Origin of the sequence: Myxococcus hansupus (genome assembly GCF_000280925.3) — a bacterium.
In the GTDB taxonomy this organism is placed as follows: Bacteria; Myxococcota; Myxococcia; order Myxococcales; family Myxococcaceae; genus Myxococcus; species Myxococcus hansupus.
Map to the genome: position 1 here is coordinate 5,659,802 of NZ_CP012109.1, position 26,051 is coordinate 5,685,852.

Annotated in this window: 24 protein-coding genes; 22 read left to right on the forward strand and 2 right to left on the reverse strand. The window is 68.9% G+C overall.

What is annotated here, in order from left to right:
* Positions 1-13: 13 nt before the first annotated feature.
* The 18 genes from A176_RS21860 (at position 14) to A176_RS21940 (ending at position 19,619) form a co-directional block, all read left to right on the forward strand.
* Positions 14-1,021, forward strand: a complete 1,008-nt coding sequence (locus tag A176_RS21860) for a ParB/RepB/Spo0J family partition protein (protein WP_002639014.1) — start codon at positions 14-16, stop codon at positions 1,019-1,021.
* A 31-nt stretch (positions 1,022-1,052) separates the two neighbouring features.
* Complete coding sequence (locus tag A176_RS21865) at positions 1,053-2,456, forward strand: sigma-54-dependent transcriptional regulator (protein ID WP_044890120.1); 1,404 nt, start codon at positions 1,053-1,055, stop codon at positions 2,454-2,456.
* Positions 2,457-2,649: 193 nt separating this feature from the next.
* Positions 2,650-3,570 (forward strand): type II secretion system protein GspC, encoded by a 921-nt coding sequence (gene gspC / locus A176_RS21870; RefSeq protein WP_002639012.1) that lies wholly within the window; start codon positions 2,650-2,652, stop codon positions 3,568-3,570.
* Between the two features lie 25 nt (positions 3,571-3,595).
* Positions 3,596-6,211 carry a type II secretion system secretin GspD gene (gene gspD, locus A176_RS21875; protein WP_002639011.1) on the forward strand — a complete coding sequence of 872 codons (2,616 nt, stop codon included), beginning with the start codon at positions 3,596-3,598 and terminating at the stop codon, positions 6,209-6,211.
* Positions 6,208-8,022, forward strand: a complete 1,815-nt coding sequence (gene gspE / locus A176_RS21880) for a type II secretion system ATPase GspE (protein ID WP_002639010.1) — start codon at positions 6,208-6,210, stop codon at positions 8,020-8,022. The genes gspD and gspE overlap by 4 nt, the downstream gene beginning before the upstream one ends.
* A gap of 40 nt (positions 8,023-8,062) precedes the next feature.
* Complete coding sequence (gspF, locus tag A176_RS21885; RefSeq protein ID WP_002639009.1) at positions 8,063-9,319, forward strand: type II secretion system inner membrane protein GspF; 1,257 nt, start codon at positions 8,063-8,065, stop codon at positions 9,317-9,319.
* Between the two features lie 11 nt (positions 9,320-9,330).
* Complete coding sequence (locus A176_RS39225) at positions 9,331-9,486, forward strand: hypothetical protein (RefSeq protein ID WP_002639008.1); 156 nt, start codon at positions 9,331-9,333, stop codon at positions 9,484-9,486.
* Between the two features lie 63 nt (positions 9,487-9,549).
* A complete protein-coding gene (gene gspG / locus A176_RS21890; RefSeq protein WP_002639007.1) occupies positions 9,550-9,975 on the forward strand; it encodes a type II secretion system major pseudopilin GspG in 426 nt (141 codons plus the stop codon).
* A gap of 40 nt (positions 9,976-10,015) precedes the next feature.
* The gene (locus A176_RS21895) at positions 10,016-10,468 is read left to right on the forward strand and encodes a type II secretion system protein GspG (RefSeq protein WP_002639006.1); all 453 of its coding nucleotides are present in this window, start codon (positions 10,016-10,018) and stop codon (positions 10,466-10,468) included.
* Positions 10,465-11,190: a prepilin-type N-terminal cleavage/methylation domain-containing protein gene (locus A176_RS21900; RefSeq protein ID WP_002639005.1), complete on the forward strand. Its 726-nt coding sequence runs from the start codon at positions 10,465-10,467 to the stop codon at positions 11,188-11,190. The genes A176_RS21895 and A176_RS21900 overlap by 4 nt, the downstream gene beginning before the upstream one ends.
* Positions 11,187-12,035 (forward strand): type IV pilus modification PilV family protein, encoded by an 849-nt coding sequence (locus tag A176_RS21905; RefSeq protein WP_002639004.1) that lies wholly within the window; start codon positions 11,187-11,189, stop codon positions 12,033-12,035. The genes A176_RS21900 and A176_RS21905 overlap by 4 nt, the downstream gene beginning before the upstream one ends.
* A complete protein-coding gene (locus A176_RS21910; RefSeq protein ID WP_002639003.1) occupies positions 12,035-12,706 on the forward strand; it encodes a type II secretion system protein GspJ in 672 nt (223 codons plus the stop codon). Before A176_RS21905 ends, A176_RS21910 begins: the two co-directional genes overlap by 1 nt.
* A gap of 3 nt (positions 12,707-12,709) precedes the next feature.
* Positions 12,710-14,068 carry a type II secretion system minor pseudopilin gene (locus tag A176_RS21915; protein ID WP_002639002.1) on the forward strand — a complete coding sequence of 453 codons (1,359 nt, stop codon included), beginning with the start codon at positions 12,710-12,712 and terminating at the stop codon, positions 14,066-14,068.
* A 1-nt stretch (position 14,069) separates the two neighbouring features.
* On the forward strand, positions 14,070-15,677 hold the full coding sequence (gene pilM / locus A176_RS21920) for a pilus assembly protein PilM (protein ID WP_002639001.1): 1,608 nt from the start codon (positions 14,070-14,072) through the stop codon (positions 15,675-15,677).
* A gap of 2 nt (positions 15,678-15,679) precedes the next feature.
* Positions 15,680-16,237 carry a type II secretion system protein GspM gene (gene gspM / locus A176_RS21925; RefSeq protein WP_002639000.1) on the forward strand — a complete coding sequence of 186 codons (558 nt, stop codon included), beginning with the start codon at positions 15,680-15,682 and terminating at the stop codon, positions 16,235-16,237.
* A gap of 3 nt (positions 16,238-16,240) precedes the next feature.
* Positions 16,241-17,209, forward strand: a complete 969-nt coding sequence (gene gspN, locus A176_RS21930) for a type II secretion system protein GspN (RefSeq protein ID WP_002638999.1) — start codon at positions 16,241-16,243, stop codon at positions 17,207-17,209.
* A 102-nt stretch (positions 17,210-17,311) separates the two neighbouring features.
* Complete coding sequence (locus A176_RS21935; RefSeq protein WP_002638998.1) at positions 17,312-18,952, forward strand: sigma-54-dependent Fis family transcriptional regulator; 1,641 nt, start codon at positions 17,312-17,314, stop codon at positions 18,950-18,952.
* 163 nt (positions 18,953-19,115) lie between these two features.
* Positions 19,116-19,619, forward strand: coding sequence for an RNA polymerase sigma factor (locus tag A176_RS21940; protein WP_002638997.1), 504 nt, complete (start codon positions 19,116-19,118; stop codon positions 19,617-19,619).
* 12 nt (positions 19,620-19,631) lie between these two features.
* Here the strand turns inward: A176_RS21940 and A176_RS21945 are convergent, their stop codons facing one another.
* Both A176_RS21945 and A176_RS21950 read right to left on the reverse strand, forming a co-directional pair.
* A complete protein-coding gene (locus A176_RS21945) occupies positions 19,632-20,288 on the reverse strand; it encodes a hypothetical protein (RefSeq protein ID WP_002638996.1) in 657 nt (218 codons plus the stop codon).
* On the reverse strand, positions 20,288-22,465 hold the full coding sequence (locus A176_RS21950; RefSeq protein ID WP_002638995.1) for a S46 family peptidase: 2,178 nt from the start codon (positions 22,463-22,465) through the stop codon (positions 20,288-20,290). Before A176_RS21950 ends, A176_RS21945 begins: the two co-directional genes overlap by 1 nt.
* A 137-nt stretch (positions 22,466-22,602) precedes the next feature.
* Between A176_RS21950 and A176_RS21955 the strand changes: the two genes are divergently transcribed.
* From A176_RS21955 to A176_RS21970, 4 genes are all read left to right on the forward strand, one after another.
* Positions 22,603-23,340, forward strand: a complete 738-nt coding sequence (locus A176_RS21955; RefSeq protein WP_002638994.1) for a M50 family metallopeptidase — start codon at positions 22,603-22,605, stop codon at positions 23,338-23,340.
* Between the two features lie 96 nt (positions 23,341-23,436).
* The gene (sitA6, locus tag A176_RS21960; RefSeq protein ID WP_226994410.1) at positions 23,437-24,063 is read left to right on the forward strand and encodes a SitA6 family polymorphic toxin lipoprotein; all 627 of its coding nucleotides are present in this window, start codon (positions 23,437-23,439) and stop codon (positions 24,061-24,063) included.
* Positions 24,064-24,075: 12 nt separating this feature from the next.
* Positions 24,076-24,792: a SitI6 family double-CXXCG motif immunity protein gene (gene sitI6, locus A176_RS21965; protein ID WP_021781253.1), complete on the forward strand. Its 717-nt coding sequence runs from the start codon at positions 24,076-24,078 to the stop codon at positions 24,790-24,792.
* Between the two features lie 308 nt (positions 24,793-25,100).
* On the forward strand, positions 25,101-26,036 hold the full coding sequence (locus A176_RS21970; protein WP_002638991.1) for a VOC family protein: 936 nt from the start codon (positions 25,101-25,103) through the stop codon (positions 26,034-26,036).
* Positions 26,037-26,051: the final 15 nt, after the last annotated feature.

The window sequence follows — 26,051 nt, forward strand, 5'->3', positions numbered from 1 at the left end:
GAGGGTGCAGCCCATGGCAGCGAAGTCCGCACGCAAGTCCCCCGCCGCGAAGAAGACGGCCACGCCCCGCAAGCCCCGCCGCAAGAAGGCGGAACCGAAGTCCCGGGGCCTGTCCCCCGCGGAGGTGGCCAGCGATTCGGTGGAGTACCCCACCGAGCTGCTGGAGGCGGTGCGCGAGGACGGCGGCGAGGTGCTCGGCGTGTACCGCGACCCCTTGGGCGGCCACCCCGTGGTGTTCTCCGTGCTGCCCATCGACAAGGTGGAGCCCACGCCCTACCAGCGAGACCTCTCCGAGCCCCACGTGAAGCGGCTGGCCAACGCCATGGAGCGGTTGGACCGCTTCCTGGACCCCGTCATCGCCGTGCGCAAGGACGGCCGGTACTGGACGCCCAACGGCAACCACCGCCTCAACGCCAGCCGGATGCTGGGCGCCAGGAGCATCGTCGCCCTGGTGCTGCCCGACGAGGACGTGGCCTATCAAATCCTCGCCCTCAACACGGAGAAGGCCCACAACCTCAAGGAGCGCTCACTGGAGGTCGTCCGCATGTACCGCGGTCTGGTGGGCGCCGGGCGACAGGGCAAGGAGTCCGCCTTCGCGCACCTCTTCGAGGAGCCCTCCTTCATCACCCTGGGCGCCGCCTACGAGCTGCGCCCCCGCTTCTCCGCGGGCGCCTACCACCCCTTCGTGAAGGTGGTGGAGGACTTCCTCGACACGCCGCTGGAGGACGCCCTGCCCCTGCGCGAGGCCCGGGCCCAGCGGCTGTTGGAACTGGACGACGCCGTGGTGGCCGTGGTGGATGCCCTCAAGGAGCGCGGCCTCCAGAGCCCGTACCTCAAGAACTTCGTCGTCGCGCGCATCAACTTCCTGCGCTTCCGCAAGGACGGCGGAAAGCCGGACTTCGACGGCACCGTGGACCGGATGCTGGCCAGCGCTCGCAAGTTCAACGTCGACAAGGTGCGTCGCGAGGACATTGGCCGCATGGGCGGCGGCCCGCTGGAGTCGGACGAGGAATCAGCTTAGGGAACACGGATTGCAGGCGAATGTGTCCAACATGACATCCCCCACGGTCCTGGTCGTCGACGACGACCGCGCGAACCTCGACTCGGTCATCCGCATCTTCCAGCGGGAGGGCATGGCCACGCTCGCCGCCGCCAACGGCACGGAGGCGCTGGAGCTGCTGCGCCGGCCGGAGGTCGCCGCCATGGTGACCGACCTGATGATGCCCAACATGGACGGCCAGGAGCTGCTGCGCGCCGCGCGCGCCATCCGGCCGGACGTGGAAGTGGTGTTGATGACGGCCTACGGCACGGTGGAGACGGCCGTCGCGGCGATGAAGGATGGCGCCTACGACTTCATCACCAAGCCGCTCAAGCGCCACGCGTTGGTGAAGGCCATCCAGAAGGCGCTGGAGAAGCGGGCGCTGGTGGCGGAGAACCAGTCGCTCAAGGCGAAGCTGGCGGAGATGAGCGCGGCGGGCGGGCGCTCCATGGTGGGCCAGTCCCCCGCCTTCCGCGCCATGCTGGACACCATCCGTCAGGCGGCGCCCTCCACCGCCACGGTGCTGCTGCTGGGTGAGTCCGGCACGGGCAAGGAGCTGGCCGCCCGCTCCGTGCATGAGTTCTCCCAGCGCGTCCGGGGCCCCTTCGTCGCCGTCAACTGCGGCGCGCTGCCAGAGAACATCCTGGAGGCGGAGCTGTTCGGCGTGGAGCGCGGCGCCTTCACCGGCGCGGTGGCCCGCCGCGAGGGCCGCTTCGAGCGCGCCCATGGCGGCACGCTCTTCCTCGACGAAGTCGGTGAGATGCCGCTGCCCGCGCAGGTGAAGCTGCTCCGCGCGCTGGCAGAGGGCGAAATCGAGCGGCTGGGTGGCACGCAGACGGTGAAGGTGGACGTGCGCCTGGTGGCGGCCACCAACAAGGATTTGCAGAAGGAGGTCGCCGAGGGCCGCTTCCGCGAGGACCTCTACTACCGCCTCAACGTGGTGGAGATTCGCGTGCCCGCGCTCGCCTCGCGCCGCGAGGACATCCCGCTGCTGGCGGACGCCTTCCTGCGCCGCTTCGCCGCCAAGAACGGCAAGGTGCTGCGCGGCTTCTCACAGGAGGCGCTCGGCACCTTGGAGAACTACGCGTGGCCGGGCAACGTGCGCGAGCTGGAGCACGCGGTGGAGCGCGCGGTGGTGCTGGCGCGCGGCGAGGTGCTGGAGGCCAGTGACCTGCCCGAGTCCGTGCGCAAGGGCCCGCTGGGTTCCGCCGGACAGCTCGTCATCCCCATCGGGACGCCCATGGAGGAGATCGAGCGCCGGGTGATCCACGAGACGCTCCGTCACACCCGCGGCGACAAGACGCTGGCCGCCCGGCTGCTGGGCATCGCCGCGCGGACCATCTACCGCAAGCTGGAGCGCGAGCAGTCCACCGGGGACGCCACCCTCACCACGCCCCCCAGCCCGGACGACGACTGACAGGGCGTCACACCGGCCCCCGCCCGCGTTTGACAATTTGTCTGGCGGGGTTTCGGGGGCGCCAGCACGCGTCAGGGGCGCCTGGTATTCCGGAATAATTCCAAGTGGTTGGCCGTAGGTCCTGTCTTGCCCGCCTGGCCCGCGATGGCACCTGGCTTGCTCAACGTAGGCCCGGCTTTCACCCGGAAGCGTGATGGAACTCTTCTTTCGAAAGTACTTCTGGACAGTGAACCTACTGTTCATCCTGCTCGTCGGCCTGCTCGCCGCGAGCACGGTGAATCTGTTCGTCGAGTCCGCCATTTCTCCCGTGCCCAACGGGGGCTCGTCCACCCGTGCACCCACACAGCCGCGGCGCAACGACTCCGCGTTGGCGATGCTGGATATGGAGCGCCTGTCGCGGCTGACGGGCATCAAGCTTCCCGAGCCCGAGCCCGACGTGCTGGAGCCCAACGGCGGCGGCGCGACGGCGGAGGTGGACCCCAACGCCGCGCCGGTGAAGAGCGGCCTGCGCGTGAAGCTGCTCGGCACGCTGGTGGCGAGCAACCCCGACTGGTCCTTCGCCTCCATCCAGGACATGGTGACGCAGCGTTCGCAGACCTTCATGGTGGGCAACACCCTGCAGGGCGCCACCGTGGAGAACATCGAGCGCGAGCGCGTCATCATCATCAACGGCGGCCGCCGCGAGTTCATCGACGGCAACCCGGGTGACGGCGCCTTCGTGCCGCCCTCGCCGCCGGTGGCCCAGGCCAACACCGCGCCGCCCAGCGATGGCAGCGGCATCCGCGCCACCAGCGAGAACGAGTACGAAGTCCCTCGCGCCGAAATCGACAAGACGCTCAACAACCTCAATCAGGTCGCCATGCAGGCGCGCATCGTGCCCGCGTTCAAGGACGGTCAGGCGGTGGGCTTCAAGCTCTTCTCCATCCGTCCGGACTCCATCTATTCCAAGATTGGCGTCCAGAATGGCGATGTCATCCGTCGCATCAACGGATTTGACCTCAACAGCCCGGAGAAGGCGCTGGAGGTCTATTCGAAGATGAAGGACGCAGCCCGCATCGAGATCGAGATCGAGCGCAACGGTGCGCCGATCCGCAAGTCGTACAACGTTCGTTAATCATCTCCGTAGCGCCCGCTCCTCCATGAAGACGCTCCCGTCCTGGATGCTCTGCCTGTGCCTCGCGTTCGCCATTCCCGCGCAGGCGCAGCGTCGCTCACCGCCCACCGGTAACCCCGGCGAGCGGACGATCACCCCTCAGGCCTCTGGCGCCACTGGCGACAACGGGGCCAACGCGGGTTCCCGCCGCACGACGCCCACGTGCGAAGAGGCCCGGCGCAATGCCCGCTACGGCATCTACTTCGACAAGGTGGAGATCGAAAAGCTGGTCCAGACGGTGGCGGACGCCACCTGCCGCACCTTCATCCTTCCGGAGAACGTGCGCGGGAAGATCTCCATCATCGGCCCCGAGAATGGCCGGGTGGAGGTCAACGCGGACGCCTTCTACTCCGCCTTCCTCGCCTCGCTCGACGCCAACGGGCTCGCCGTCTACCAGTACGGCCGGTTCATGAAGATCGTCGACAAGCGCTCGGCGAAGCAGAACCCCATTCCGACCATCGTCGAGGACGGCGAGCCGTACACGACGAACGAGCAGATGGTGACGAAGCTGTTCCGCGTGCAGAACGTGGAAGTGGAGCCGCTGCGCGGCGTGCTCCAGCAGTTGGTGTCCAAGGACGGCGACACCATCCCGTATCCGCCGGACACCATCATCGTCAACGACGTGGGCTCCAACATCCACCGCCTGGAGCGCATCATCCACCAGTTGGATACGCGCGCGGCCAGCGACGAGATGCGCATCATCCAGGTGCAGTACGCCTCCGCGCAGGACGTGGCCAACACGGTGCAGCGCCTCTTCGAGGCGAAGGGTGGCGCGCGTCCCGGCCAGCCCGCGGGCCGCAACGTGAACCCCGCCGGCACGCCGCAGCCGCCGGCCCAGGCGGGCCCGGGCCAGGAAGGCTCCTCGGGCGGTCCGGTGACGCTGTCGCAGATCATCCCGGACGAGCGCACCAACAAGCTCATCATTGTCGCCAGCCCCGCGGCCTTCGGCCGCATCCAGGACATCGTCGGGCAGATTGACATCCCCACCAGCGGTGGCGGGCGCATCAACGTCTACTACCTGGAGAACGCGAACTCGGAGGAGCTGGCCAGCACGCTCCAGTCGCTGGCCCAGGGCACCGGCAGCGGCGCCCCCCGTGGCCGCACGCCCACGCCGCAGCGTCCTCCGGGCGCGCCGGGCGGCGTCGCCACCACGCAGGCCGCCGAGCTGTTCAGCGGCGAGGTGAAGATTTCGGCCGACAAGGGCAGCAACTCGCTGGTCATCGTCGCCAGCGCGGCGGACTACAAGAACATCGTCCAGGTCATCCAGCAGCTCGACAAGCCGCGCCGCCAGGTGTTCGTGGAGGCCGTCATCATGGAGGTCAACCTGGACCGCAACGCGCGGCTCGGCATGAACCTCCACAGCGGCTTCAGCCTGAGCACGGAGAACGGCCCGGTGCCCGGCCTCATCGGCACCAACACCTCCGGCAACGGTCTGCCGCCCTCGCTGTCGCTCACCAGCCTGGCCTCGTACGGCGGCTTCCTCGCCGGTATCCAGGGCCCCGCCATCCCCGCGCTGGAGCGGCTGGGCATCCCGGCCTTCGGCGTGGTGCTGCACGCCATGCAGCAGAGCTCCGACGTGAACGTGCTCTCCACGCCGCACATCCTCACCAGCGACAACGAGGAAGCGGAAATCACGGTGGGCCAGAACGTGCCCTTCCAGTCCGGCTTCGCCCCGTCCGCGCTGGGCGGCCTGGCCGGCGGCCTGGGTGGCGGTGCGGGCGGCGGCGCGGGTGGCCTGCTGGGCGGCCTGGGCGGTCTGGGCGGCGGTCTGGGACTCGGCTCGTTCTTCGCGCCCATCACCCGTCAGAACGTGGAGTTGAAGCTGACGGTGAAGCCGCAGATCAACGAGAGCGACTACATCCGCCTGGTCATCAATCAGCAGACGGAGGAAATCGCGTCCAGCGACCCGGTGCTCGGCCCGACGACGTCCCGCCGCAGCGCGAAGACGACGGTCATCGCCCGGGACCAGGAGACGCTGGTGATTGGCGGCATCATGCAGGACCGCACGCTGGAGAGCGTCTCCAAGGTGCCCCTGCTGGGTGACATCCCCCTGCTCGGCCACTTCTTCCGCGACACCACGCGCCGCAAGACGAAGACGAACCTGCTGCTCTTCCTGACGCCCTACATCATCCGTGGGCCGGAGGACTTCCGCGTCATCTTCGAGCGCAAGATGAAGGAGCGTCAGCAGTTCGTGGAGCAGTTCTACGGCCAGGTTCCCGGGTACGACGTGGCGGTGGACTTCACCCGCAAGCCCGGCCCGCTGTCGCGCATGGGCCAGAAGGTGACGCAGGAGGAGAACCGCGCGGAGAACGGCGGCCCGGGGACCGCGGGCGAGCGCGTCATCACGCCCACGTCTCCCTCGTCGAGCAGCCCGGGGGCCGTGCCCTCGAACCAGCGGCAGGCGCCCGCGACCGACGTGTATCAGGGTGGACCCGCGGTGCGGGAAGGCATGCCGCCTCCGGATGGTTCGGAAGAACCAGTGCCCGCCGCGCCCGCACCGCAGAACTTCGAGCAGCCCCCTCCCGAGGCCATCCAGGTCCCGCAGGAGGGTGATGTCGAGCGCCTGCGCATCCAGCCGGACGTTGGGGACCAGACGCCATGAACCTTACCGCCGACCCCACCCTCTCGAGCGCCGCGCCCGGCGCGGCCTCCCCGCGCAACGACGCCACGCAGCTCATCTCCCATGGCCAGGCCTACCTGTGTGGCCGGCTGCTGGGTGAAATCCTGCGCGCCATCGTCCCCTCGCTCACCGAGGAGAAGCTCCAGGAGGCGCTCGCCGTCCAGGAGGAGAAGGGGCAGCGCATCGGAGAGGCGCTGGTGGGGCTGAAGGCGGTCTCCGAAGAGGACGTGGCCAAGGCCCTGGGCCACCAGTTGGACCTGCCCTACCTGGCGCGCATCTTCACCGAAGAGGTGGACGCGGAGCTGGTCAAGCGCATCCCCATCAACTTCGCCCGCCAGTCCCACATCCTCCCGCTGTTCATGGAGGGGGATTCGGTGGCGGTGGCCGTGGCGGATCCGCTGGACACCGGCGCGCTGGACCACGTGCGCGTGCTCCTGGGCACCAGCGTCAGCCAGCGCATCGCCCTGGCCTCCACCATCACCGACGCCATCAACAGCGTCTACGACCGCTCCGTCAATGAGACGGAGCAGCTCGTGGACGAGATGGAAACGCAGGACCTGGACGCCATCGCCCACGAGCTGGACGAGCCCAAGGACCTGCTCGACGAGGACGACGAGGCCCCCGTCATCCGGCTGGTGAACTCCGTGTTGTTCCGCGCCGCCAAGGAGCGCGCGAGCGATATCCACATCGAGCCGATGGAGCGCGAGCTGATGGTGCGCTTCCGCGTGGACGGTGTGCTGCAGGAGGTCATCAAGCCGCCCAAGCGGTACCAGAACGCCATCGTCAGCCGCGTGAAGGTGATGGGGCAGTTGAACATCGCCGAGAAGCGCCTGCCGCAGGACGGCCGCATCCGCATCAAGCTGGCCGGCCGCGACATCGACATCCGTCTGTCCACCATCCCCACGTCGCACGGCGAGCGCATCGTCATGCGTCTGTTGGACAAGACGGCGACGCTGCTGGACCTGGCCGAAATCGGCATGGGCCAGAAGACGCTCGAGTCGATGGAAGCCGTCATCAAGCGCTCGCACGGCATCGTGCTGGTGACGGGCCCCACCGGCTCCGGCAAGACGACGACGCTCTACGGCGCCCTGTCGAAAATCAATACGCCGGACCTCAACATCCTCACCGTCGAGGACCCGGTCGAGTACCAGCTCAAGGGCATTGGCCAGATGGCCATCAACCCGAAGATTGGACTCTCCTTCGCCCAGGGCCTGCGCTCCTTCCTCCGCCAGGACCCGGACGTCATCATGGTCGGCGAGATTCGCGACAAGGAGACGGCCGAAATCGCCATCCAGGCGTCGCTCACGGGTCACCTCGTGCTGTCCACGGTGCACACCAACGACGCCGCCGGCGCCGTGACGCGTCTGGTGGACATGGGCGTGGAGCCCTTCCTCGTGGCGTCCTCGCTCACCGGCATCCTGGCCCAGCGCCTGGTGCGCCGCGTGTGCCCGGACTGCCGCGTGCTCTTCGACCCCACCGACGCGGAGCTCAAGGAATTGGGCCACAACCGGGCCTCGTTCAAGCAACGCTACGGTGTGGACCGCATCTACAAGGCCACCGGTTGCCCCTCCTGCAACCGCAATGGCTACCGCGGCCGTACCGGCATCTACGAGTTCCTGCCCGTGGATGACGACGTGCGCCAGTTGGTGCTGAAGAACGTGGACGCCTCGACCATCAAGCGGTCGGCCACGTCCAAGGGCATGACGACGCTGCTGGATGACGGCGCGCGCAAGATTGCCCTGGGCGAGACCACCATCGCCGAGGTGCTCAGCATCACTCAGGAGGACATGTAGCCGACAGCTCCTCCCTGCGAGGAGCCGGGGTTCCTGAACCATGCCGGTCTTCGAGTACAGAGGTCTCAATTCCGCGGGCAAGCAGATCAAGGGCTTGCTCGAGGCGGACTCGCCCAAGACGCTGCGGTCCAAGCTGCGCGCCGACGGCATCTTCCTCACCGACGTGCTCGCCCAGGCCGAGGGCAGCCGCTCCGCCGTGTCCAAGGGCGCCAACGCCGCGCTGGCGGCGCGCGACATCGACCTGCGCAAGCTGGGCCGCGGCCGCGTCAACACGGACGACGTGGCCATCTTCACCCGGCAGCTCTCCACGCTGCTGGGCGCGGGCGTCACGCTGGTGGAGTCGCTCAGCGCGCTGGTGGACCAGGTGGAGAAGGAGCGCTTCAAGCGCGCCCTCTCCGACATCAAGCAGCGCGTGAATGAAGGCTCGTCCCTGGCGGACGCCCTGGGCCAGCACCCCAAAATCTTCCCCAGCATCTACGTGAACATGGTGCGCGCGGGCGAGGCCTCGGGCGCGCTGGACGCGGTGCTCACGCGCCTGGCGGACTTCACGGAGAACCAGGCCCGGCTGCAGCAGAAGATTCTCAGCACCATGCTCTACCCCGCCATCATGATGCTGGTGGGCGGCGGCATCCTCGTGGCCCTCATGGTCTTCGTGGTGCCGAAGGTGACGAAGATTTTCGAGACGATGAAGGCCACGCTGCCGCTCAGCACGCGCATCCTCATCGCCTCCAGCAACTTCTTCCAGGCCTGGTGGTTCCTGCTGATGCCGGCGATGGTCGTCGCCGTCATGCTCTTCATCCGCTGGACGAAGAGCGCCTCCGGCAAGCCGAAGTGGGACCGCTTCACGCTCAAGGCCCCCGTGGTGGGCAACCTGGTGCGCCTGCTGTCCATCTCCCGCTTCGCCCGGACGCTGTCCACGCTGCTCAAGAGCGGCGTCCCGCTGCTGGCCGCCATGGACATCGTCAAGGCCATCATGACGAACACCGTGCTGGCCGAAGTGGTGGAGAAGGCCCGCGACTCCATCCGCGAGGGCGAAAGCATCGCCAACCCGCTGAAGCGCTCCGGGGAGTTCCCGCCGCTGGTGTACCACATGGTCGCCATTGGCGAGCGCTCCGGCCAGTTGGAGGAGATGCTCACCAGCGTGGCGGACAACTACGAGACGCAGGTGAACGTGCGCATCAGCGCCCTCACCTCGCTGCTCGAGCCCCTCCTCATCGTGGTGATGGGCGCGGTGATTGCATTCGTCGCGCTCTCCATCCTGATGCCGATTCTGCAGGTGAACTCGGCCATCCGGTGAGGTGCGGTGGAATGATGAACGACATGGCGGACCGTTGGATTCAGCGCGTCACCCTGGCGGCCATGGTCGCCATGGCGGCGGCGCTGCTCACCGTGGGAGCCCGTCTGTACGGTCCCCAGCAGCCGCGCCCGCCCACCGGGGCGTCGGACAGCGTCCGGACGCCCTGACAAGAAGACATGAGAACCCGAGGGTGGCCTGCCAGAAAGTCACCCAGGATGGAGAGGACACACATGCGCCAGAGCCAGAAGCAGCAGAGGAAGCAGCGCCGCAACCGCGGCATGACGCTCATCGAAATCATGGTGGTCATCACCATCCTCGGCCTCATCGCCGCCGCGGTGGGTGTGGCCGTCATCCCGCAGCTCGAGGCCGCGCGCAGGGACCGCGCCGCGCTGGACATCAAGAACATCCAGGGCGCGATGAAGCTCTACTACACGAAGAAGGGGAAGTACCCGGACACGGCCTCGGGCCTGCAGGCGCTGGTGGAGGCGCAGGCGCTCGAGCAGATGCCCAAGGACCCCTGGAACAACGACTACGTGTACATCAACGAGGGCGGCAAGCCCGTCATCATCTCCTACGGCGCGGACGGCGCGTCCGGTGGCGAGGGCAACGACGCGGACATTTCGTCCGCGGACACGGCGGGCTCCGCCAGGAAGTAGCGAAGAAGTCGCGCGCGCCACGCGTTGACAGGGCTTGGGCATGAACGAGCACGACGCCAATGCATCCCCGACGCCCTCGACGACCGAGGGGACGAACCGCCGCCAGCGCCTGGGGCGGTTCCTCCTGGTCTCCGTCTTCCTGGCCGCCACGGGGCTCGCCTTCACTCTCGTCTACGTGACGGAGGACCGGACGCTGGAAACCTCCCAGCGCCGGGCCCGCACGGACATCCGCAAGCTGGAGGGCATGTTCAAGTCCCACCACCGGCTGATGGGCCGCTTCCCCTCGAAGGAAGAGGGCTTCACCCCGCTCATCCAGGCCCGCATCCTGGACCGCGTGCCGGAGGACCCCTGGGGCCACCCGTACGTGTACTGGATGAACGGCGAGGCGGGCGCGGTCGTCTCCTACGGCGCGGATGGCAAGCCGGGCGGCAGCGGGCTCGACGCGGACCTGAGCAGCGGCGGCGTGCTGGCCGCGGGGTGGGACCAGCCATGAGCCGCCTTCCCCGCTCGCGGCGCGCGCAGCGCGGCCTGACGCTCATCGAAATCTCCATCGCCATCATCATCGTCGCCATCCTGTTCTCCGCGGCGGTGATGGGCATTGGCTCCATCACCGGCGCGAAGGCCAAGGGCAGCGCGGGTGAACTGGCGGGCCTCATCCGCTCGCTCTACGACTCGGCGGCGCTGCGCGGCCAGACGTGCCGCCTGGTGTTCGAGATTCCCGACCCCAAGAGCGAGGAGCCCACGCGCTACCACGCCGAATGCGCCGAGGGCGGCATCACCACCTCGCGCGACCGCGACGAGATGCTCCGCGCGGACAACACCGAGCGCGAGCGCGCGGCGCGCAACAAGGGCAGCGGGCGCGACGAGCGGCGCAACTACCTGTCGTCGGGCGGCATTGGCACCAACGCGCCCAGCGCCCAGGAGCTGCTGGAGGGCGAAAAGCTGCGCGTGGAGAACGCGTCCCGATACTCCGCGTACACGTCCGAGGAGGTCCCCTCGCGCCAGTTGCCCCCGGACGTGAAGGTGTCCGTGTGGACGCGCAACCAGCGTGAGCCGGTGGAGAGCGGCGTGGCGTACCTCTACTTCTTCCCGCAGGGCTACACGGAGAAGGCCTACGTGTACGTGCAGCAGGGAGACAACGTCTGGACGCTGGACGTGTCACCCCTCACCGGCAAGGTGAACATCGTCGCCGAGGCGCTGGAGGTGCCGCGATGAAGCGCAACCGCGGGTTCACGCTGTTGGAGGTGGTGGTGGCGCTCGCCATCCTCGGGCTGGCGCTGATGGCCATCTTCGACCTCAACGCCGGCGCGGTGTCCAACCACGTCTACACCAAGCGCCTCACCGTGGCGTCGCTGCTGGCCCGCTCGAAGATGACGGACCTGGAGCAGGACCTCTACGACGACGGCTTCAGCCTGGATGACAAGGAGGAGTCCGGGGACTTCTCCGACGAGGGCTGGACGCAGTTCAAGTGGCGCGCGCGCATCATCGCCCCCAAGGCGGAGGGCGTGACGCCCGAGCAGCTCATCGGCGCCATCTTCAACCTGCCCATTGGCGACAACTCCGGGGGAGATCCGCTGGCTGGCATCGCGGGGCTCTTCGGCGGCGGCGCGGGTGGTAAGGACGGCGCGGCTGCCGGTGGGCCCCAGGCCGCGGGGCTGGGCGGCATGGGCGGCGCGGCCATGGGCATGGCGCAGCCCATGTTCACGCAGATGATCGAGCAGATCACCCAGACGGTCCGCGAGGTGCACCTCACCGTCTACTGGCAGGAAGGCACCCAGGTGGAGAGCATCGACCTGGTGACACACGTGGTGTCGCTCGGCCCGGGCTCGGACCGCAACGGCGGCGCCGCCGCGGCGCAGGGTGGCGGCTCCGACAACGTGTGGGTGACGCAGGACGGACGGCCCGTGCCCAACCCCCGGCCCGGCCCCAACGGCATCATGCTGGACCCCGCGACGGGGCAGCCTTTGCGCCGCATGGGTGACGCGCAGCAGGACATCAACAGCCGCCGGGGCGGCGGCAACATCGGCATGAACCCGCTGGGCGGACAGAGGAACCAATGATGCGCCGCCACACGCGAGGCTTCACGTTGATGGAGGTCATGGTCGCCGTGGCCATCACCGCGCTCATGGGCACGGTGGTCGCCATGGCCTTCCAGACGGGCCTGACGGCGAAGGAGACGGTGGAGGTGGACGCGGACCGCTACCGCCAGGTGCGGGTGGCCATGAACCGCATGGGCCGCGAGATTGGCTCCGCCTTCGTCAGCGACCGGTACGACACCACGCGCTTCCGGGACCAGAACGACCGGCCCACCAACTTCGTGGGCAAGCGCGACCGGCTGCTGTTCACCACGTTCGCGCACCAGCGCCTGTACACGGACGTGAAGGAGTCCGACCAGGCCATCGTCGAGTACTTCGTGGAGGCGGCGGCGGACCGGCAGGCCAACGGCCGACTGGACCTCAAGCGGCGCGTCAACGCGAACATCGACGAGCGCATGGAAGAGGGCGGCCATGTGGACGTGCTCTTCGAAGGCGTGAAGGAGCTGGAGTTCGCCTACTGGGATTCGGACAAGAAGGAATGGGATGACGAGTGGGACACCCGGCGCTCGGAGCGGAAGACGATTCTGCCCACCCGGGTGCGCGTGACGGTGGTGGCCGTGGACGAAACCGGCAAGGAGGCCCGTTACGTCACCCAGGCCCGAATCATGCTCAACACCGAGCTGCCGAGGTACTGAGCCATGCCCCTCCCCTTCTTCCGACAGACGCCCCGGCGGCGCGGCCCCCTCTCCCCCGCGGCGCGGCGGACACGGGGCTCGCGCGGCGTGGCGCTCATCATCGCGGTGGTGTCCATCGCCATCCTGACGGTGATTGCCACCGACTTCGCGTACAACAGCCGCGTGGACCTGCAGCTCGCGGCGAACCAGCGGGACGAGGTCCGCGCCTATTACATGGCGCGCTCGGGCATCGCCCTGTCCCGGCTGCTGCTGCGCTTCCAGAAGCAGGTGGACCAGACGCCCATCCCCAACCCGGCGAGCCTCCTGGCGGGGCTGGGCATTGGCGGCACGCCGCAGGCCGGCCAGGTGCAGCCCTCCTCGCTCAACATCCAGCTCTTCAAGATGGCGCGCGTGGACTGCCACATGCTCCGGGGGCTGGTGAAGAACGACGGCGGCGGCGAGATGTCCGCGCTGGCGCCCTCACAGGACGACAACTTCAAGCTGGACGAAGAACAGGACCCGGCAGCGCGCGAGGTGGCCTCGCAGATGACCATGCGCTCCTTCGGTGGCTTCGAGGGCTGCTTCCTGGCGACCATCACCGACGAGGAGGAGAAGCTCAACGTCCACCGCCTCATCGCCGGCGCGGGAGACGCGCGCCCCACCGCCCTGCGGCTCATGGACATGATGTCCGACCCGCGCTTCGAGTTCCTCTGGGAGCGGGACGACGCCAACAAGGTGCGCAGCACGCCCCAGGACGTCCTCCTGGCGCTCAAGGACTGGGCGGACGACGACCGGACGGGCTCGGCCTTCAACCCGGTGGACCCGGTGAATCCGCTGCCGGGTGGTTTCTCGGATGAAGGGTCGTCCTACAGCCGTTATGACCCCAGCTATCAGCCGAAGAACGCGCGCTTCGACAGCGTGGACGAGCTGTACCGGGTCCACGGCATCAACGACCAGTTCATGTCGGCGTTCCGCGACCGCCTCACCGTCTACCCGGACATCAACCGCCGGCCCAACATCAACACCGACGACCCGGTGATGATGGGGCTGGCCATCATGTCGGTGGCGGACCAGACGCGGCCGGACCCGCGGCTGAGGGACCCGGTGTTCCTCAACGAGCTCATCGAGCGCGTCCGCGCCGCGCGCATGTTCAGCTTCTTCGGCATGTCCGTGCAGGACTTCGTCGCGGTGGTGGAAGCGGCGGGCATCCTCGTGGACCCGGCCGTGAAGTCCAACGTGGCGGGCAACCGGCTCGTCGGCGACAAGAGTCAGACGTTCACCATCAAATCTGTGGGAGAAGCGGGCAGCGTGCAGAAGACGCTCACCGCCGTCATCCGGCTCGACGACACCCTGGGCCGGCTCCTGTACTGGAGAGAGGAATAGCATGGCCCGTATCCTTGGCCTGGACCTCGGCAGTCACGCCGTGAAGGGCGTGGTGCTGGAGGCGAAGACGAAGACGCACACCACCCACGGGTTCGCGGAAGTCCGGCGCGCCCAGGAGGGCGAGCGCGCCGACACGCTGCGAAGCGCGGTGCAGGAGCTGCTCGGCCAGCTCCCGCAGGGCAACGTGGACCAGATTGTCGTGGCCCTCCCCGGCCCCGCCCTCACCACGCACTCGCTGAGCCTGCCGTTCTCCGACGCCAAGCGCATCGAGGCGACGCTGCCCTTCGAGATTGGCAGCCAGCTCCCCTTCGACATCTCCGACGTCGTCTACGACTACCAGGTCGTCGGCCAGAAGGACCTGGAGGGCAGCAAGGACAAGGCCGGCGAGCTGCTGGTGGGCGTGGTCCGCAAGGAGGAGCTGGCGGAGCTGCTCGCGCTGCTCTCCGAGCTCAAGGTGGACCCGCGCATCGTCACGCACCCGGGCGTCGCCTACCAGAACCTGTTCCAGCAGCAGCCGGGCCTCTTCCAGGGGCAGGGCGAGGGCGGCGCGGTGGCGGTGGTGGACATTGGCCACGAGCGCACCACCGTGGCCGTGGGCACGCCCGGCACCGGCATCCAGTTCGCGCGCACCTTCTCCGGTGGCGGACGGGACTTGAGCAAGGCGCTGGCCGCCGAGTTCCAGACGTCGCTGGCGGAGGCGCACCACTGGAAGGAGCAGCACGGCGCGGTGGCCAGCGCGGCGCAGGGTCCGGACGCGGAGCGCGCGGCGTCCGCCTTCGTGCGCGGGCTGCAGCCGCTGCTGCGCGAGCTGCGCCCGTCCCTCAAGGCGTTCACCGCCCGCACCCGCCAGCAGGTGGGCGCGGTGGTGCTGTGCGGCGGCACGGCGAAGCTGCCGGGCATCGCCGAGCAGCTCTCCAAGGATTTGAACCTGCCGGTGCGCGTGCTGGCCCTGCCGGCGGACGCGTCACCGAACGTCCCCGCGGCGGAGCAGCCCGTGGCGGCCCAGGCCTACGCGCTGGCCCTGCGCGGCAACGCGACGGGCGCGCGCGCCCCGCGCTTCAACTACCGCCGGGGTGAGTTCGGCTTCAAGGGCGAGCTCGACTACGTGAAGGACAAGCTGGGCCTGCTGGCGTCGTTCGCGGCCACGCTCATCCTGCTGCTCATCGCGTTCGGCGTGGTGCGCAACTCGGTGCTGGCGCGGCGCGAGGCGCAGGTGGACGCGGTGCTCTGCGACACCACCCAGCGCATCCTCGGCCGCTGCGAGAAGGACTACAACCGCGCGCTCAACATGCTCGCGGGCGTGGAGAGCCCGGCGGCGGCGCTGCCCAAGATGACCGCCGTCAACCTGCTGGCGGAGGTGACGGGGCGCGTGCCCAACGAGGTGCCGGTGAAGTTCACGCGCATCCAGATTGATTTGAGCCGCGTCATCCTCGAGGGCGAGACGGATTCGTCGAAGCAGGTCGACACGCTGTCCAACGCCATCAAGAACCACGCCTGCTTCAAGGACGTCCGGCAGGGCAAGGTGGAGAAGACGCGGGACGGCAGCAAGATGTCCTTCCGCCTGGACGTCCAGGTGCAATGCCCTGGTGAGCAGGGTGGGGAGAGCTGACCATGGCCAAGCTTCAGGAAGTCTTCGCCCCCATCCAGACGTGGTTCGACCGGCTCAGCGACCGCGAGAAGCGCATGGTGTCCATCGCCGGCGCGGCGGCGCTGGTGTTCATCCTCTTCGCGGTGGTGATGACGTTCAGCAACAGCGCGGCGGGCTACCGCAAGCGCACCGAGGACAAGCTGGCCAAGCTGCAGGAAGTGAACGCGCTGGCCACCAGCTTCCGCGAGGCGCAGGCCAACCGGCAGTCGGTGGAGCAGCAGCTCACGTCCAGCAACGTGCAGCTCATCACGTACATCGAGGACAAGGCCACGCTGGCGGGCCTCCAGGTGCCCAACATGACGCCCAAGGGCGAGGTGGGCCTGGGCGATGGCAAAATCGTGGAGAGCGCCGTGGAGCTGACCTTCACGGACGTGGACCTGCGCAAGCTGACGGACTTCCTCCAGACGGTGGAGAGCGGTCCGGGCGTGGTGAAGGTGAAGCTGCTTCGCATCGAGCCGAGACCCGCGACGGACACGCTGACGGCGTGGACCACGGTCGCCACCTACCGGATGAAGCCCTGACCCATGGCCTCTGATTCCAAAGCCGCCCGCTGGAAGGTCCTCCTTGGCTACGCCGTCTTCGCGGTGGTGGCCTTCGTGCTGGGCCTGCTCATCACCTTCCCATACGACGCGGTCCGCAAGCGGCTGGTGACCGAGGCCGCGCAGGCGGGCCTCGCCGTGCGCATCGGCTCGCTGCGTCCCGGCCTGGCCGGCGTCACCGCCACCCATGTGCAGGTGAGCAAGCCGCCGCAGCCGCTGAGCGCGGACGCGCTGGCGTCGCTCATCAGCGGCGGGAGCATGCTCGGCGCCGCGGAGCTGGGCGAGGCGCTGGTCCTGGACAGCGTGGCCCTGCGCCCCGCCCTCTTCCCGCCCGGCGTCGCGATGCGCGCCAGCCTCATGGGTGGCACGCTGAGCGCCTCCGTGGGCCTGCTGGGCGACACGCGCGTCAAGGTGACGGCGAGCGGGCTCCAGGCGTCCGGTGGCAACCTGCCGAAGTTCACCGGCATGGAGATGGATGGCGAGCTGAACGGCGCCATGGCGCTGACGCTGCCCAAGAGCGGCGCGCAGGCGGACCTGTCCCAGGCGAACGGCGAGCTGACGCTGGACACCAAGGGCCTGGCCATCAAGGGCGGCACGGTGGCCATCCCCATGGGCGGCGGTTCGGCGGTGCCCATGGACCTGCCGCCCATCGACCTGGGGGCGCTCACCGGGCGCATCCAGTTCGTGAAGGGCCTGGGCACGGTGGAGTCGCTGCGCTTGAAGAGCAATGACCTGGAGGCGCTGGCCACCGGCACGCTGAAGCTGGGCAAGCGGTTGGAGTACAGCGAGCCCGGCATGGACGTGAACATCAAGCTGGACCCGGAGTTCCAGAAGCGGCTCGGCATGCTGGGCGCGGGGGTCACCATCCTCCCGCCCGACAAGAAGGACCCGAGCTTCCGAGCCGCCCGGCTCGCCGGCTTCCTCAACCGGCCGACGTTCCTCCCTCGCCGCTGACGGCCCGCGCGCCCTCCCCGCGCCGCGTCCCGGCGCGGGGTTGAAAGCCGAACACCAGGGCGTGTAAAGCGCTGACGGGTCGGACTGCGCAAGAGGGTTGGGATGCCGGAGCTGGTGTTCTTTCGTCGTGGCGAGGAGGTGTTGCGGGTGGCGGTGGACCGGGCCCGGCTGGTGCTCGGTCGCGGCGAGCAGAGCGACGTCGCCATCCCCGACCCCGAGGTGAGCCGCCTGCAGGCGGCGCTGCTGTGGGACGGTGAGCGCTGCCGCGTGGAGGACCTGTCCGGCAAGGGCACCACGGTGGGCGGCCAGTCCATCACCCAGGGCGAGCTGGCGGACGGCGCGGACCTGGCGCTGGGCCAGTGGCGCGCGGTGTTCCGCCTCCGCGGCGGCGGCGACGGCGCGGACGTCACCACGGAGGTCGGCCACACCACCTCCGTCCAGGCCCGCGACACGCAGGCCCCGCGCTGGCAGCCAGCGCAGGTTCGCGTGAAGCAGGGCGCTCAAGAGTCCGTGCACCGCTTCACCGGCGAAGGCTTCACCGCGGGCAAGGACCCGGGCAACGATTTGGTGCTCCAGGACCGCTTCGCCTCCAGCCGGCACCTCAAGGTGAGCCGGCGCGACGGCGTCTTCCACGTGGTGGACCTGCGCTCCACGAATGGCACATGGCTGGGCCCGGTGCGCGTCTTCGAGGCCGAGGTGCCGCTGCCCACCGTGCTGCGCGTGGGCGAGACGGAGCTGGTGCTGGAGCCCGCCACGTCGGCGGCGCGCAAGGAGCCCACGTCCTTCCACGGCATCATCGGCGGAGACCCGTCGGTGCGGCAGTTGGCGGAGCTCATCGAGCGCGTGGCGCCCTCCTCCGCCGCGGTGACGATTCTGGGCGAGTCCGGCACCGGCAAGGAGCTGGTGGCCCGCGCCATCCACGCGTGCTCGCAGCGCGCGAACCGGCCGCTCGTCCCCGTCAACTGCGCGGCCATCTCCAAGGAGCTCATCGAGAGCGAGCTGTTCGGCCACGAGAAGGGCTCGTTCACCGGCGCCATGGGCGCGCGCAAGGGCGCCTTCGAGGAAGCCGACGGCGGCACGTTGTTCCTCGACGAGATTGGCGAGCTGCCGCTCGACTTGCAGGCGAAGCTGCTGCGCGCGCTGGAGGGTGGCGAAATCAAGCGCGTGGGCGCCAGCCGTCCCATGACGGTGGACGTGCGCCTGGTGGCGGCCACCAACCGGGACTTGCTGGCGGCGGCGCGCGAGGGCCGCTTCCGCGAGGACCTGTACTACCGGCTCTGCGTCATTCCCCTGCACCTGCCCCCGCTGCGCAGCCGCAAGGCGGACCTGGGCTCGCTGGCCGAGCACTTCGTGCGCACCTACGCCCCGCGGGGACAGACGGTGCGCTTCACGCCCGCCGCCTTGGAGCGGCTGCAGCACCACGCGTGGCCGGGCAACATCCGCGAGCTGCGCAACGTGGTGCACCGCGCGCTCCTGCTGCGCAAGGGGCCGCTCATCGACGCGGGCGACATCAGCTTCGACCAGGAGCTGAACCGCGAGACGGGCATCTCCGTGCCGGAGCTGCCGCCGGGCATGACGCTGGAGCAGATGCTGGAGAAGCTGGAGCGGCAAATCGTCGAGGCCGCGCTGCGCCGGTACAACAACAACCGCGAGCGGGTGGCCCGCGAGCTGGGCGTGGCACGCTCCACCCTCTTCAAGCGTCTGAAGGATTGGGGCCTCACGAAGCAGGACGAGCAGGAGTAGAGGCTGCCTTCCAGGGAGGTGGGGGTGTCATCCGAACGACGCCCCCCGCACCGGAAGTGCTCGCGCGCCAAAGCTCGGCCCCGAAGGGCGATAGACCCTTCTGCCAGCTCGTTCGTTCCTTGCCCTGTACGCCCACTCCCGGCGTGTCAGGAGGGAACCCGCCATGCAGGCATGCGCGCTTCCGCCACTGTCCGAGTTGTATTCCGAGCACCGTCCTCGCGCCTTGGCCATTGCCCGGCGCATCGTCGGTGACACCGCCGACGCCGAGGACGTGGTGCAGGACGTCTTCGCCCGGCTCGCCCGGCGCTCACCCGGCTACGGGGGCCGCGCGGCCTGGAGCACCTGGCTGCACCGGGTGATGGTGAACAGCAGCATCAACTGGCTGCGCGCGAGAAAGCGCCGGGACAGGTTGAGCCACGAGGCCCAGGAGCCGCTGTCTCCCGAGGCGCTCGCCGTGGGCGCGGAGATGGAGCGCCACTTCGGAGAGGCCCTGGAGGACATCAACGAGCAGCAGCGGCAGGTGCTCTACCTGCGCGAGGTGCGCGGCCTGAGCTACCCGGAAATCGCCCGGCTGCTGCGCATCCCCGAAGGCACGGTGAAGAGCACCCTTCACCGTGCCCGCCAGCGCACGCTGTCCCTCATGGAGGAGCGTGGCCAGCAGCCCTGACGGAGGCGGGCGTCAGTCCTCGCTCTTCGAGCCGACGAACTGGTCCGCCTTCTCCTTGAAGAGGACATTGAAGCTGGTGAGCGAGCCATACACGCGGGTGATGTAGCTCTGCATCTCCACCTTCTCCGCGTCCGACAGCTTCGGGTGCGCGTTGAGCTTCTGCTCCAGCACCCGGAGCCTGTCGCGCACCATGACGACTTTGTGGAACAGGTTGTCGATGGGCAGGTCCTTCGGCTGGAGCTCGGTGTTGGCCGGCACCAGCCGCATCGTGCCGCCTTCCCATTTGTTGGCCAGGGGCGGCGCGTCCACCAGGCCGGACGCCTCCCGGAAGATGTCCATCAGCTCTTCACGCGTCATGCTCAGCCCTTCCAGGTCCACCACGTCGTTGGGGTCCGCGCGGCGCCGCACCACCACCGGCGCCACGCTGCGCGCCGTCCGCGTCCGCGCGGGTTCCGGCGCCAGGGGGGCCGCGCTCCCCCGAGGCGAAAACTTGTCACAGATGGGCGCGGACGGCGGGAACAGTCCGCGCCACGAGTGCAGCCGGCAGGCGCCCACCCAGCCCCGGCGCTCGTCCACCGACTGAGGGCTGTACAGCTTGCAGTTGCCGCACACGCGCTCCTCCGGCTTGAAGACCGGGAACGGAGGCGAGCCGCCCGCCGCGTCCGACATCAGCGCGTCTCCCCCGCCACCGGCGCGCCCTTGCGCACGCCCAGCTCACGCAGCAGCGCGTCCGCGTTCTCCACCTGGTCCAGCATCCAGAGGATGTAACGCACGTCCACGTTGACGTTGCGCGCCACCTCCGGGTTGTAGCCGAAGTCGTTGGCCACGTTCTCCCAGACGCGGTCGAAGTTGACGCCGACGAGCTGGCCCTTGCCGTTGACGGTGGGGCTGCCGGAGTTGCCGCCGGTGGTGTCCGCGTCCGACAGGAAGTTCACCGGGATGTCCTTCAGCTTCGTGTCCTGCCACGCGCCGAAGCGCTTCGCCTCCGCCACCTTGGACACCTTCTCCGGGACGTCGAAGGGCTCCTTGCCCGTGTTCTTGGCCAGCAGGCCCGACAGCGTCGTCTGCGGCGTGTAGATGGCGCCGTCGCGAGGCGCGTAGCCCTGCACCTTGGCGAAGCTGACGCGCAGCGTGCCGTTGGCGTCCGGGGCCACCGGCTTGCCCGCGTGCGCGAGCACCGCCTTGCGCCACTCCGGCCGCAGGCGCATCGAGGCGCCCTGGCGGCGGTCCTTCACCTCGTCGAGCTCGGCCTGCTCGCGGGCCAGGTCCAGGCCGAACGCGAGCAGCGGATCCTTTCGCGCCTCGAGCTGCCCCACCGACTCGCCCGCCATCTTCATGCGCTCATCCTGCGTGAGCAGCTTCGTGCCGGCGTACAGGGCGTCGATCTTCGCAGCGACGTCCTTCTCCGAGAACGTCTTGCCGAAGTGCTTGTCCACCGCGGCGATGCGGGCGTCCGCGGGCAGGGACTGCGCGCGCCGCACGAAGGCGAGCAGGAGCTGCTTCTCCGCGGGGAGGAAGATGTTCTTCTGCTCGCGCTCCAGCCGCTCCTTGATGCGGACGTGCTCGCGCTCCATGTACTCCGGGCGGCGCTCCATGTCCGGCTTCGCGCGCTCCGCGGCCATGCGGGACACCGTGGTCGCCACCGCGGGGCCTCGCGCCAGACGCGGCGCCACGGCCAGGAGGAACTCGCGGTCGAAGGACTTCGCCGTGGCGGACTGCTCCACGAGCAGCGCCGCGCGGGCCTCCAGGGCGGGCTGCCACTTCGCGCCGCCCTTCTGCGCCCAGACGGCGACGGCGGCCTCGGCCTCACGCTGCTTCTCCACGATGTTGCCACGCTTCAGGCCCGCGAGCTGACCGCCCGCGTTCTTGTGGACGTTGTGCAGGCTCTTGAGCTGCGAGGCGACGGCGATCTTCCCCGCGGCGTCCTTCTCCCCGACCGCCTCCAGGGTGCGGATGGCCTCGCCCAGCACGTCGCGGATGGCCGGGTAGTAACGCGACTGGCGCTCCGCCATCTCCTCGGCCAGCAGCGCGCGGAACGTCACGCCCGGGTAGCCCAGCACCATGACGAAGTCGTTGGGCTTCACGCCCTGGGTGGCGAGGGGGAAGAAGAACTCCGCCTTGTAGGGGATGTTCTTCTCGCTGAAGGGCGCGGAGGTGCCGTCCGGCGCGGTGTACGCGCGGAGGATGGCGAAGTCGCCGGTGTGGCGCGGCCACATCCAGTTGTCCTCGTCGCCGCCGTACTCGCCCACGCCGCGCGGCGGCGCGTAGACGAGCCGCACGTCCATGAGCTCCACAGCGTCCACCAGCGTGTAGTTCACGCCGCCGTCGAAGCTGACGACCTTGCAGCGGGTGGCCGGGCGCTTCTCGCACTCGGCAACCAGCTCCTTCTCCTTGCGGTCGATGGCCTTGTAGCGCGCGACGTCGTCAGCGCCCTCGGGGACCGAGGCGAGCACGTCCTTCGTCACGTCCGTGAAGCTGCGCGGCACCTGGACGCGTGAGCCCTTGCCGGGCAGTTCGTCCTCGCGCTTGGAGGCCAGGAAGCCCTGGGTGATGAGGTCGCGCTGCGGCGTGCTGTGCTCCTGGATGACGCCGAAGGCACAGTGGTGGTTGGTGATGACCAGACCGGACTCGGCGATGAAGGAACCCGAGCACCCGCCCACGTTCACCGTGCCCGCGAGCAGGCCGGTGCCCCGCTTCGGGTCCCAGAGCTTCTTGGGGGGCAGTTGGAGGCCCTGGGCGCGAAGCCACGCCGGGCTCAACTCCAGGACCTGCTGGGGGGTCCACTTGCCTTCCCCGGCCAGAGCGGGGGCAGCCACGAGCGACAGGAGGAGGAGCGTCTTCTTCATGGTGCCCTCTCCCTACTCCGTCCGGCGCCCGCAAGCGAATCCCCTTTCCATGGACGCCCCAGGGCCAGGAGGCCGTGCTTTTTCGTGGAAGACGAACCCGGATTAAGTGTTGGGGTGTCCCAGGAGGGGAGCGACCGATGCGGACCGCCAGCGGTGCACAGCTTGATTTCGGCCGGTTGGCCCTGCTTGCCCTCATGTTGGGGGTGGGCTGGTATTTCTGGGATTCGCCCGCCCTGTGGCCCATGAAGGTCCTGGTCGTGATGATGCACGAGAGCGGGCATGCCCTGGCGGCGCTGCTCGTCGGGGGCTCGGTGGAGCGCATCCACCTGGCGGCCGACGAGTCGGGCTCGTGCTTGTCGCGCCTGCCTCCGGGCACGCTGGGGCAGATCGCCGTGTACTCCGGTGGGTACCTGGGCAGCGCGGTGGCCGGGGCCGGGTTGTTGCTGGCGACCTTCCGCTTCCGGCTGCGCCGCTGGGTGCTGGGCACCGCGAGCGTCTGGCTGACGGTCATGGGCGTGCTGTACGCGGGGGACAGCTTCACGCTGTTCTTCTGCGTGGGGACGGCGGTGGTGCTCGGGCTGGGGGCGAAGTTCCTGCCCGACGGCGTGGTGGACGCGCTGAACCTGTTCATCGCGGCCTTCACGGCGCTGTATGCGCTGTTCGATTTGCGCTCGGACTTGTGGGACAGCACGGTGCGCGCGCGCAGTGACGCGGCGCTCCTGGCCGACCTCACCTATGTGCCCGCCGTCGTCTGGGCCGGGCTGTGGTCGCTGCTCGCCATCGGACTCCTGGCGGTGGCCGCGTACATGTCCATGCATGCGAAGCCTCGCGGGATGCAGATGCCGTCCGTCACGGCGCGGACGCGGCGGGTTTAAGTCCAGCCGCGTCGGGCACGGGGCGAAGGCGTCGTGATAGCCTTCACCCACCTTGAAAACTCGTCTGCGCGTGGCACTGTCGCTGTTCGTGCTGTGTTGGATGGGTGCGCCACTGTCGCGACGGCACCTGTGGATCCGCCAGAGGTTGGCGCAGCCCTGGAGTGCACGACTCCGCATGACGACCAATGCGTATCGCTCCTGTGCCAGGGGGATGCCTGCGGCTTCTACCGCTGCGACGAGACGCCCGGAGAGGTGGAGCTCGCGCGATTCCCTCCCGCACGTCCACCCGCTGCGGCTGCGGCGCCAGGGAGGGGGCCGCGAAGAAACTGGGGAGGAACCCTAGGGCTGCCTCGGGGCGCCGTCATGGTCTTCCCCAACTGGAACGGTGCTCCAGCGCGAGCCGTTCCTCCTTCACACTGGCTCACCTCTGGGCGTTGGGAGAAACATCACATCTTTCCCCAAGCCAGGGACCTGGCGGAGTGGTTCCGGGACAGAGGCGTCAAGATCCACGACTACACGCTCCCGATTCCGCGCGACCTGCATCAACGCATTCACCAAGGAGGCGACCGAGGAGGCGCCTGGAATCAGGCTTGGCGCGAGTTCAGACTCCGCAACGAGACCGCCAGTGCCGAGGAGATCTTCAAGCATGCGGGCGAACTCATTTATCGCTTCCAGCTCATGGGTGGCCCCGTTCGCGCCTACCATGCCAAGCCAGGGACGTGAGGCCTTGAGCGCATGATGCGGTACTTCTGGATACGAGAGGAGCGCACGCCCCTCTTCAACGGCAGCTTCGATGCCACCCACCAGTGGCGGCTACCTGGAGTGAAGTGCCATGTCTGTGGCGTGACGTGGGGCGGCGCAGGGCACCAATACCCGGAGGTGGACCTGTCCCGCCTGCCTGAGCGCGCACGCTTTGTCCGCCCCTGGCCTGTTTCGGTCGAAGAGTTCACACAACTGAGGGAGCTGGTGCGGCCACTCTTGCCCACCGGTGCGCCCATGCCGCCCGGGACTCACCTGGGGCCGCTCGAAGGCACGGCGTCTGGCAGGTTCGGCCCGCTGACGTCACAAGGTGATCTCTTGTGGGTGGTGCGCCGGGACGCGCTTGAGCAACTCCAATCCGCGGGCCTCAGAGGGTTGCTCGGCAGCAAGACTGAGTTGAGGTTCCGTCAGAAAGAACCGCCGGAGCTGCTGGAGCTTCAAATCGAGCCACGCGGCTGCCTCCACCCAGCCTGCCTCCCCTCGGACCTACAGCCTCCGTGCGACGCCTGCGGCCGGGTCGCGCTGCGATTGCCGGAGGACCTCCTGCTCGACGCAGCGTCGCTCCCCGAGGACAGGGATGTGTTCCGCGTGGGCGATGCCGCGACGGTGATCATTGGCACGGAGCGACTCGTGGAGGCCGTGAAGCGTCTGGGCCTGGCGGGCATGGTGTTTCGCGAGGTGCCCACGCGTTAGGTGAGCCTCCCGCAACGGATGAGTGCGGCGCGACGGCGCACCACGTCCCGGGGTGCCAAGCCTCGCGGGATGCAGATGCCTTCCGTCACGGCGCGGACGCGGCGGGTCGAGTCGTAGCGCGCGGAGGCAGGTCGGCGTCACGCGGGCCACAGGAGGCCATCCTGAAGTCGCACCGGCGCGGTGCGTGACTTGTCGCGCGGGCGGAGGCTCCCCATATCGGGTCTCCCGGCAGGTGCAGTCTCGTCCATCTCCAAGCCCGCCGGCCACCCAGCCCGCGAGCGCCTCTGGACGCGGCACGAGGAGCGACGATGAACCGTCCCAGCAAGTTGCCCGCCTGGCTTCCCAAAGGATTGATGCTGGCGGGACTGTGCTCGGTGGGAGGCGCAGTCGCCACGGTGTCCGGCTGTGCCTCGACGCCCGAAGGCGCGGCGCAGGCCGGCATCCCCCTGTCGCCCGTGCCGCTCTACGGGAAGTTCGTCTGGCACGACCTCGTCACCGACAACCCGGCCGCGGCCAAGCGCTTCTACGGCCAACTGTTCGGCTGGGAGTTCACCGACATGCGTGGCGGCCGACGGCCCTACTCGCTCATCCGCTCCCAGGGCCGTTGGATTGGCGGGCTCGTCCATCCCGCGAACGCCGCCGAGAAACGTGAAGGCGCGCTGTGGCTCGGCTACGTCTCCGTGCCGGACGTGGACCGCGCTGTCACGGAGGTGAGCGCGCGTGGAGGCAAGACGCTCGATGGCCCCGTGGATGTCCGCAGCATTGGCCGCGCCGCCGTCGTCGCCGACCCGCAGGGCGCGGCGGTGGGCTTCGTCCGCTCACAACCTGGAGACCCTGCCGACAACGGCATCCCCGGGGAGAATGACTTCCTGTGGATGGAGTACCTGGCGCAGGACCCTGTCGCCGCCGCCGACTTCTACAAGGAACTGCTGGGCTACGCGGTCCGCGAGCGCCCCCTCGGCGGTGGGCCGCACTATGTGCTCGCCCAAGGCAACCACCCTCGAGGTGGCGTGCTGGCCAATCCCGTGAAGGGCGCCAGGCCCAACTGGCTCACGTACATCCGCGTGAAGGACCCCGCGGCGCTGGCCTCGCGAGTCCAGGCACTCGGGGGACGTGTGTTGATGGCCCCTCGGCCGGACGCGCGCGGCGGCTCGCTCGCGCTCATCGCCGACCCGAGCGGCGCCGTGCTCGCGATCCAGCGCTACCCGTTCCAGACGTCCAACTCCGCGGAGGCGCCTCGATGAAGCGCTCGAGAGGAG

Coding starts and splice junctions, on each gene's coding strand:
- A176_RS21860 (WP_002639014.1), top strand. CDS start 14: ATGGCAGCGAAGTCCGCACGCAAGTCCCCCGCCGCGAAGAAGACGGCC.
- gspG (WP_002639007.1), top strand. CDS start 9,550: ATGCGCCAGAGCCAGAAGCAGCAGAGGAAGCAGCGCCGCAACCGCGGC.
- A176_RS21945 (WP_002638996.1), bottom strand. CDS start 20,288: ATGTCGGACGCGGCGGGCGGCTCGCCTCCGTTCCCGGTCTTCAAGCCG.
- sitI6 (WP_021781253.1), top strand. CDS start 24,076: ATGATGCGGTACTTCTGGATACGAGAGGAGCGCACGCCCCTCTTCAAC.
- A176_RS21910 (WP_002639003.1), top strand. CDS start 12,035: ATGCGCCGCCACACGCGAGGCTTCACGTTGATGGAGGTCATGGTCGCC.
- gspE (WP_002639010.1), top strand. CDS start 6,208: ATGAACCTTACCGCCGACCCCACCCTCTCGAGCGCCGCGCCCGGCGCG.
- gspC (WP_002639012.1), top strand. CDS start 2,650: ATGGAACTCTTCTTTCGAAAGTACTTCTGGACAGTGAACCTACTGTTC.
- A176_RS21940 (WP_002638997.1), top strand. CDS start 19,116: ATGCAGGCATGCGCGCTTCCGCCACTGTCCGAGTTGTATTCCGAGCAC.
- A176_RS21915 (WP_002639002.1), top strand. CDS start 12,710: ATGCCCCTCCCCTTCTTCCGACAGACGCCCCGGCGGCGCGGCCCCCTC.
- gspM (WP_002639000.1), top strand. CDS start 15,680: ATGGCCAAGCTTCAGGAAGTCTTCGCCCCCATCCAGACGTGGTTCGAC.
- A176_RS39225 (WP_002639008.1), top strand. CDS start 9,331: ATGATGAACGACATGGCGGACCGTTGGATTCAGCGCGTCACCCTGGCG.
- A176_RS21865 (WP_044890120.1), top strand. CDS start 1,053: ATGACATCCCCCACGGTCCTGGTCGTCGACGACGACCGCGCGAACCTC.
- A176_RS21955 (WP_002638994.1), top strand. CDS start 22,603: ATGCGGACCGCCAGCGGTGCACAGCTTGATTTCGGCCGGTTGGCCCTG.
- A176_RS21905 (WP_002639004.1), top strand. CDS start 11,187: ATGAAGCGCAACCGCGGGTTCACGCTGTTGGAGGTGGTGGTGGCGCTC.
- A176_RS21970 (WP_002638991.1), top strand. CDS start 25,101: ATGAACCGTCCCAGCAAGTTGCCCGCCTGGCTTCCCAAAGGATTGATG.
- pilM (WP_002639001.1), top strand. CDS start 14,070: ATGGCCCGTATCCTTGGCCTGGACCTCGGCAGTCACGCCGTGAAGGGC.
- A176_RS21900 (WP_002639005.1), top strand. CDS start 10,465: ATGAGCCGCCTTCCCCGCTCGCGGCGCGCGCAGCGCGGCCTGACGCTC.
- gspF (WP_002639009.1), top strand. CDS start 8,063: ATGCCGGTCTTCGAGTACAGAGGTCTCAATTCCGCGGGCAAGCAGATC.
- gspD (WP_002639011.1), top strand. CDS start 3,596: ATGAAGACGCTCCCGTCCTGGATGCTCTGCCTGTGCCTCGCGTTCGCC.
- gspN (WP_002638999.1), top strand. CDS start 16,241: ATGGCCTCTGATTCCAAAGCCGCCCGCTGGAAGGTCCTCCTTGGCTAC.
- A176_RS21895 (WP_002639006.1), top strand. CDS start 10,016: ATGAACGAGCACGACGCCAATGCATCCCCGACGCCCTCGACGACCGAG.
- A176_RS21950 (WP_002638995.1), bottom strand. CDS start 22,465: ATGAAGAAGACGCTCCTCCTCCTGTCGCTCGTGGCTGCCCCCGCTCTG.
- A176_RS21935 (WP_002638998.1), top strand. CDS start 17,312: ATGCCGGAGCTGGTGTTCTTTCGTCGTGGCGAGGAGGTGTTGCGGGTG.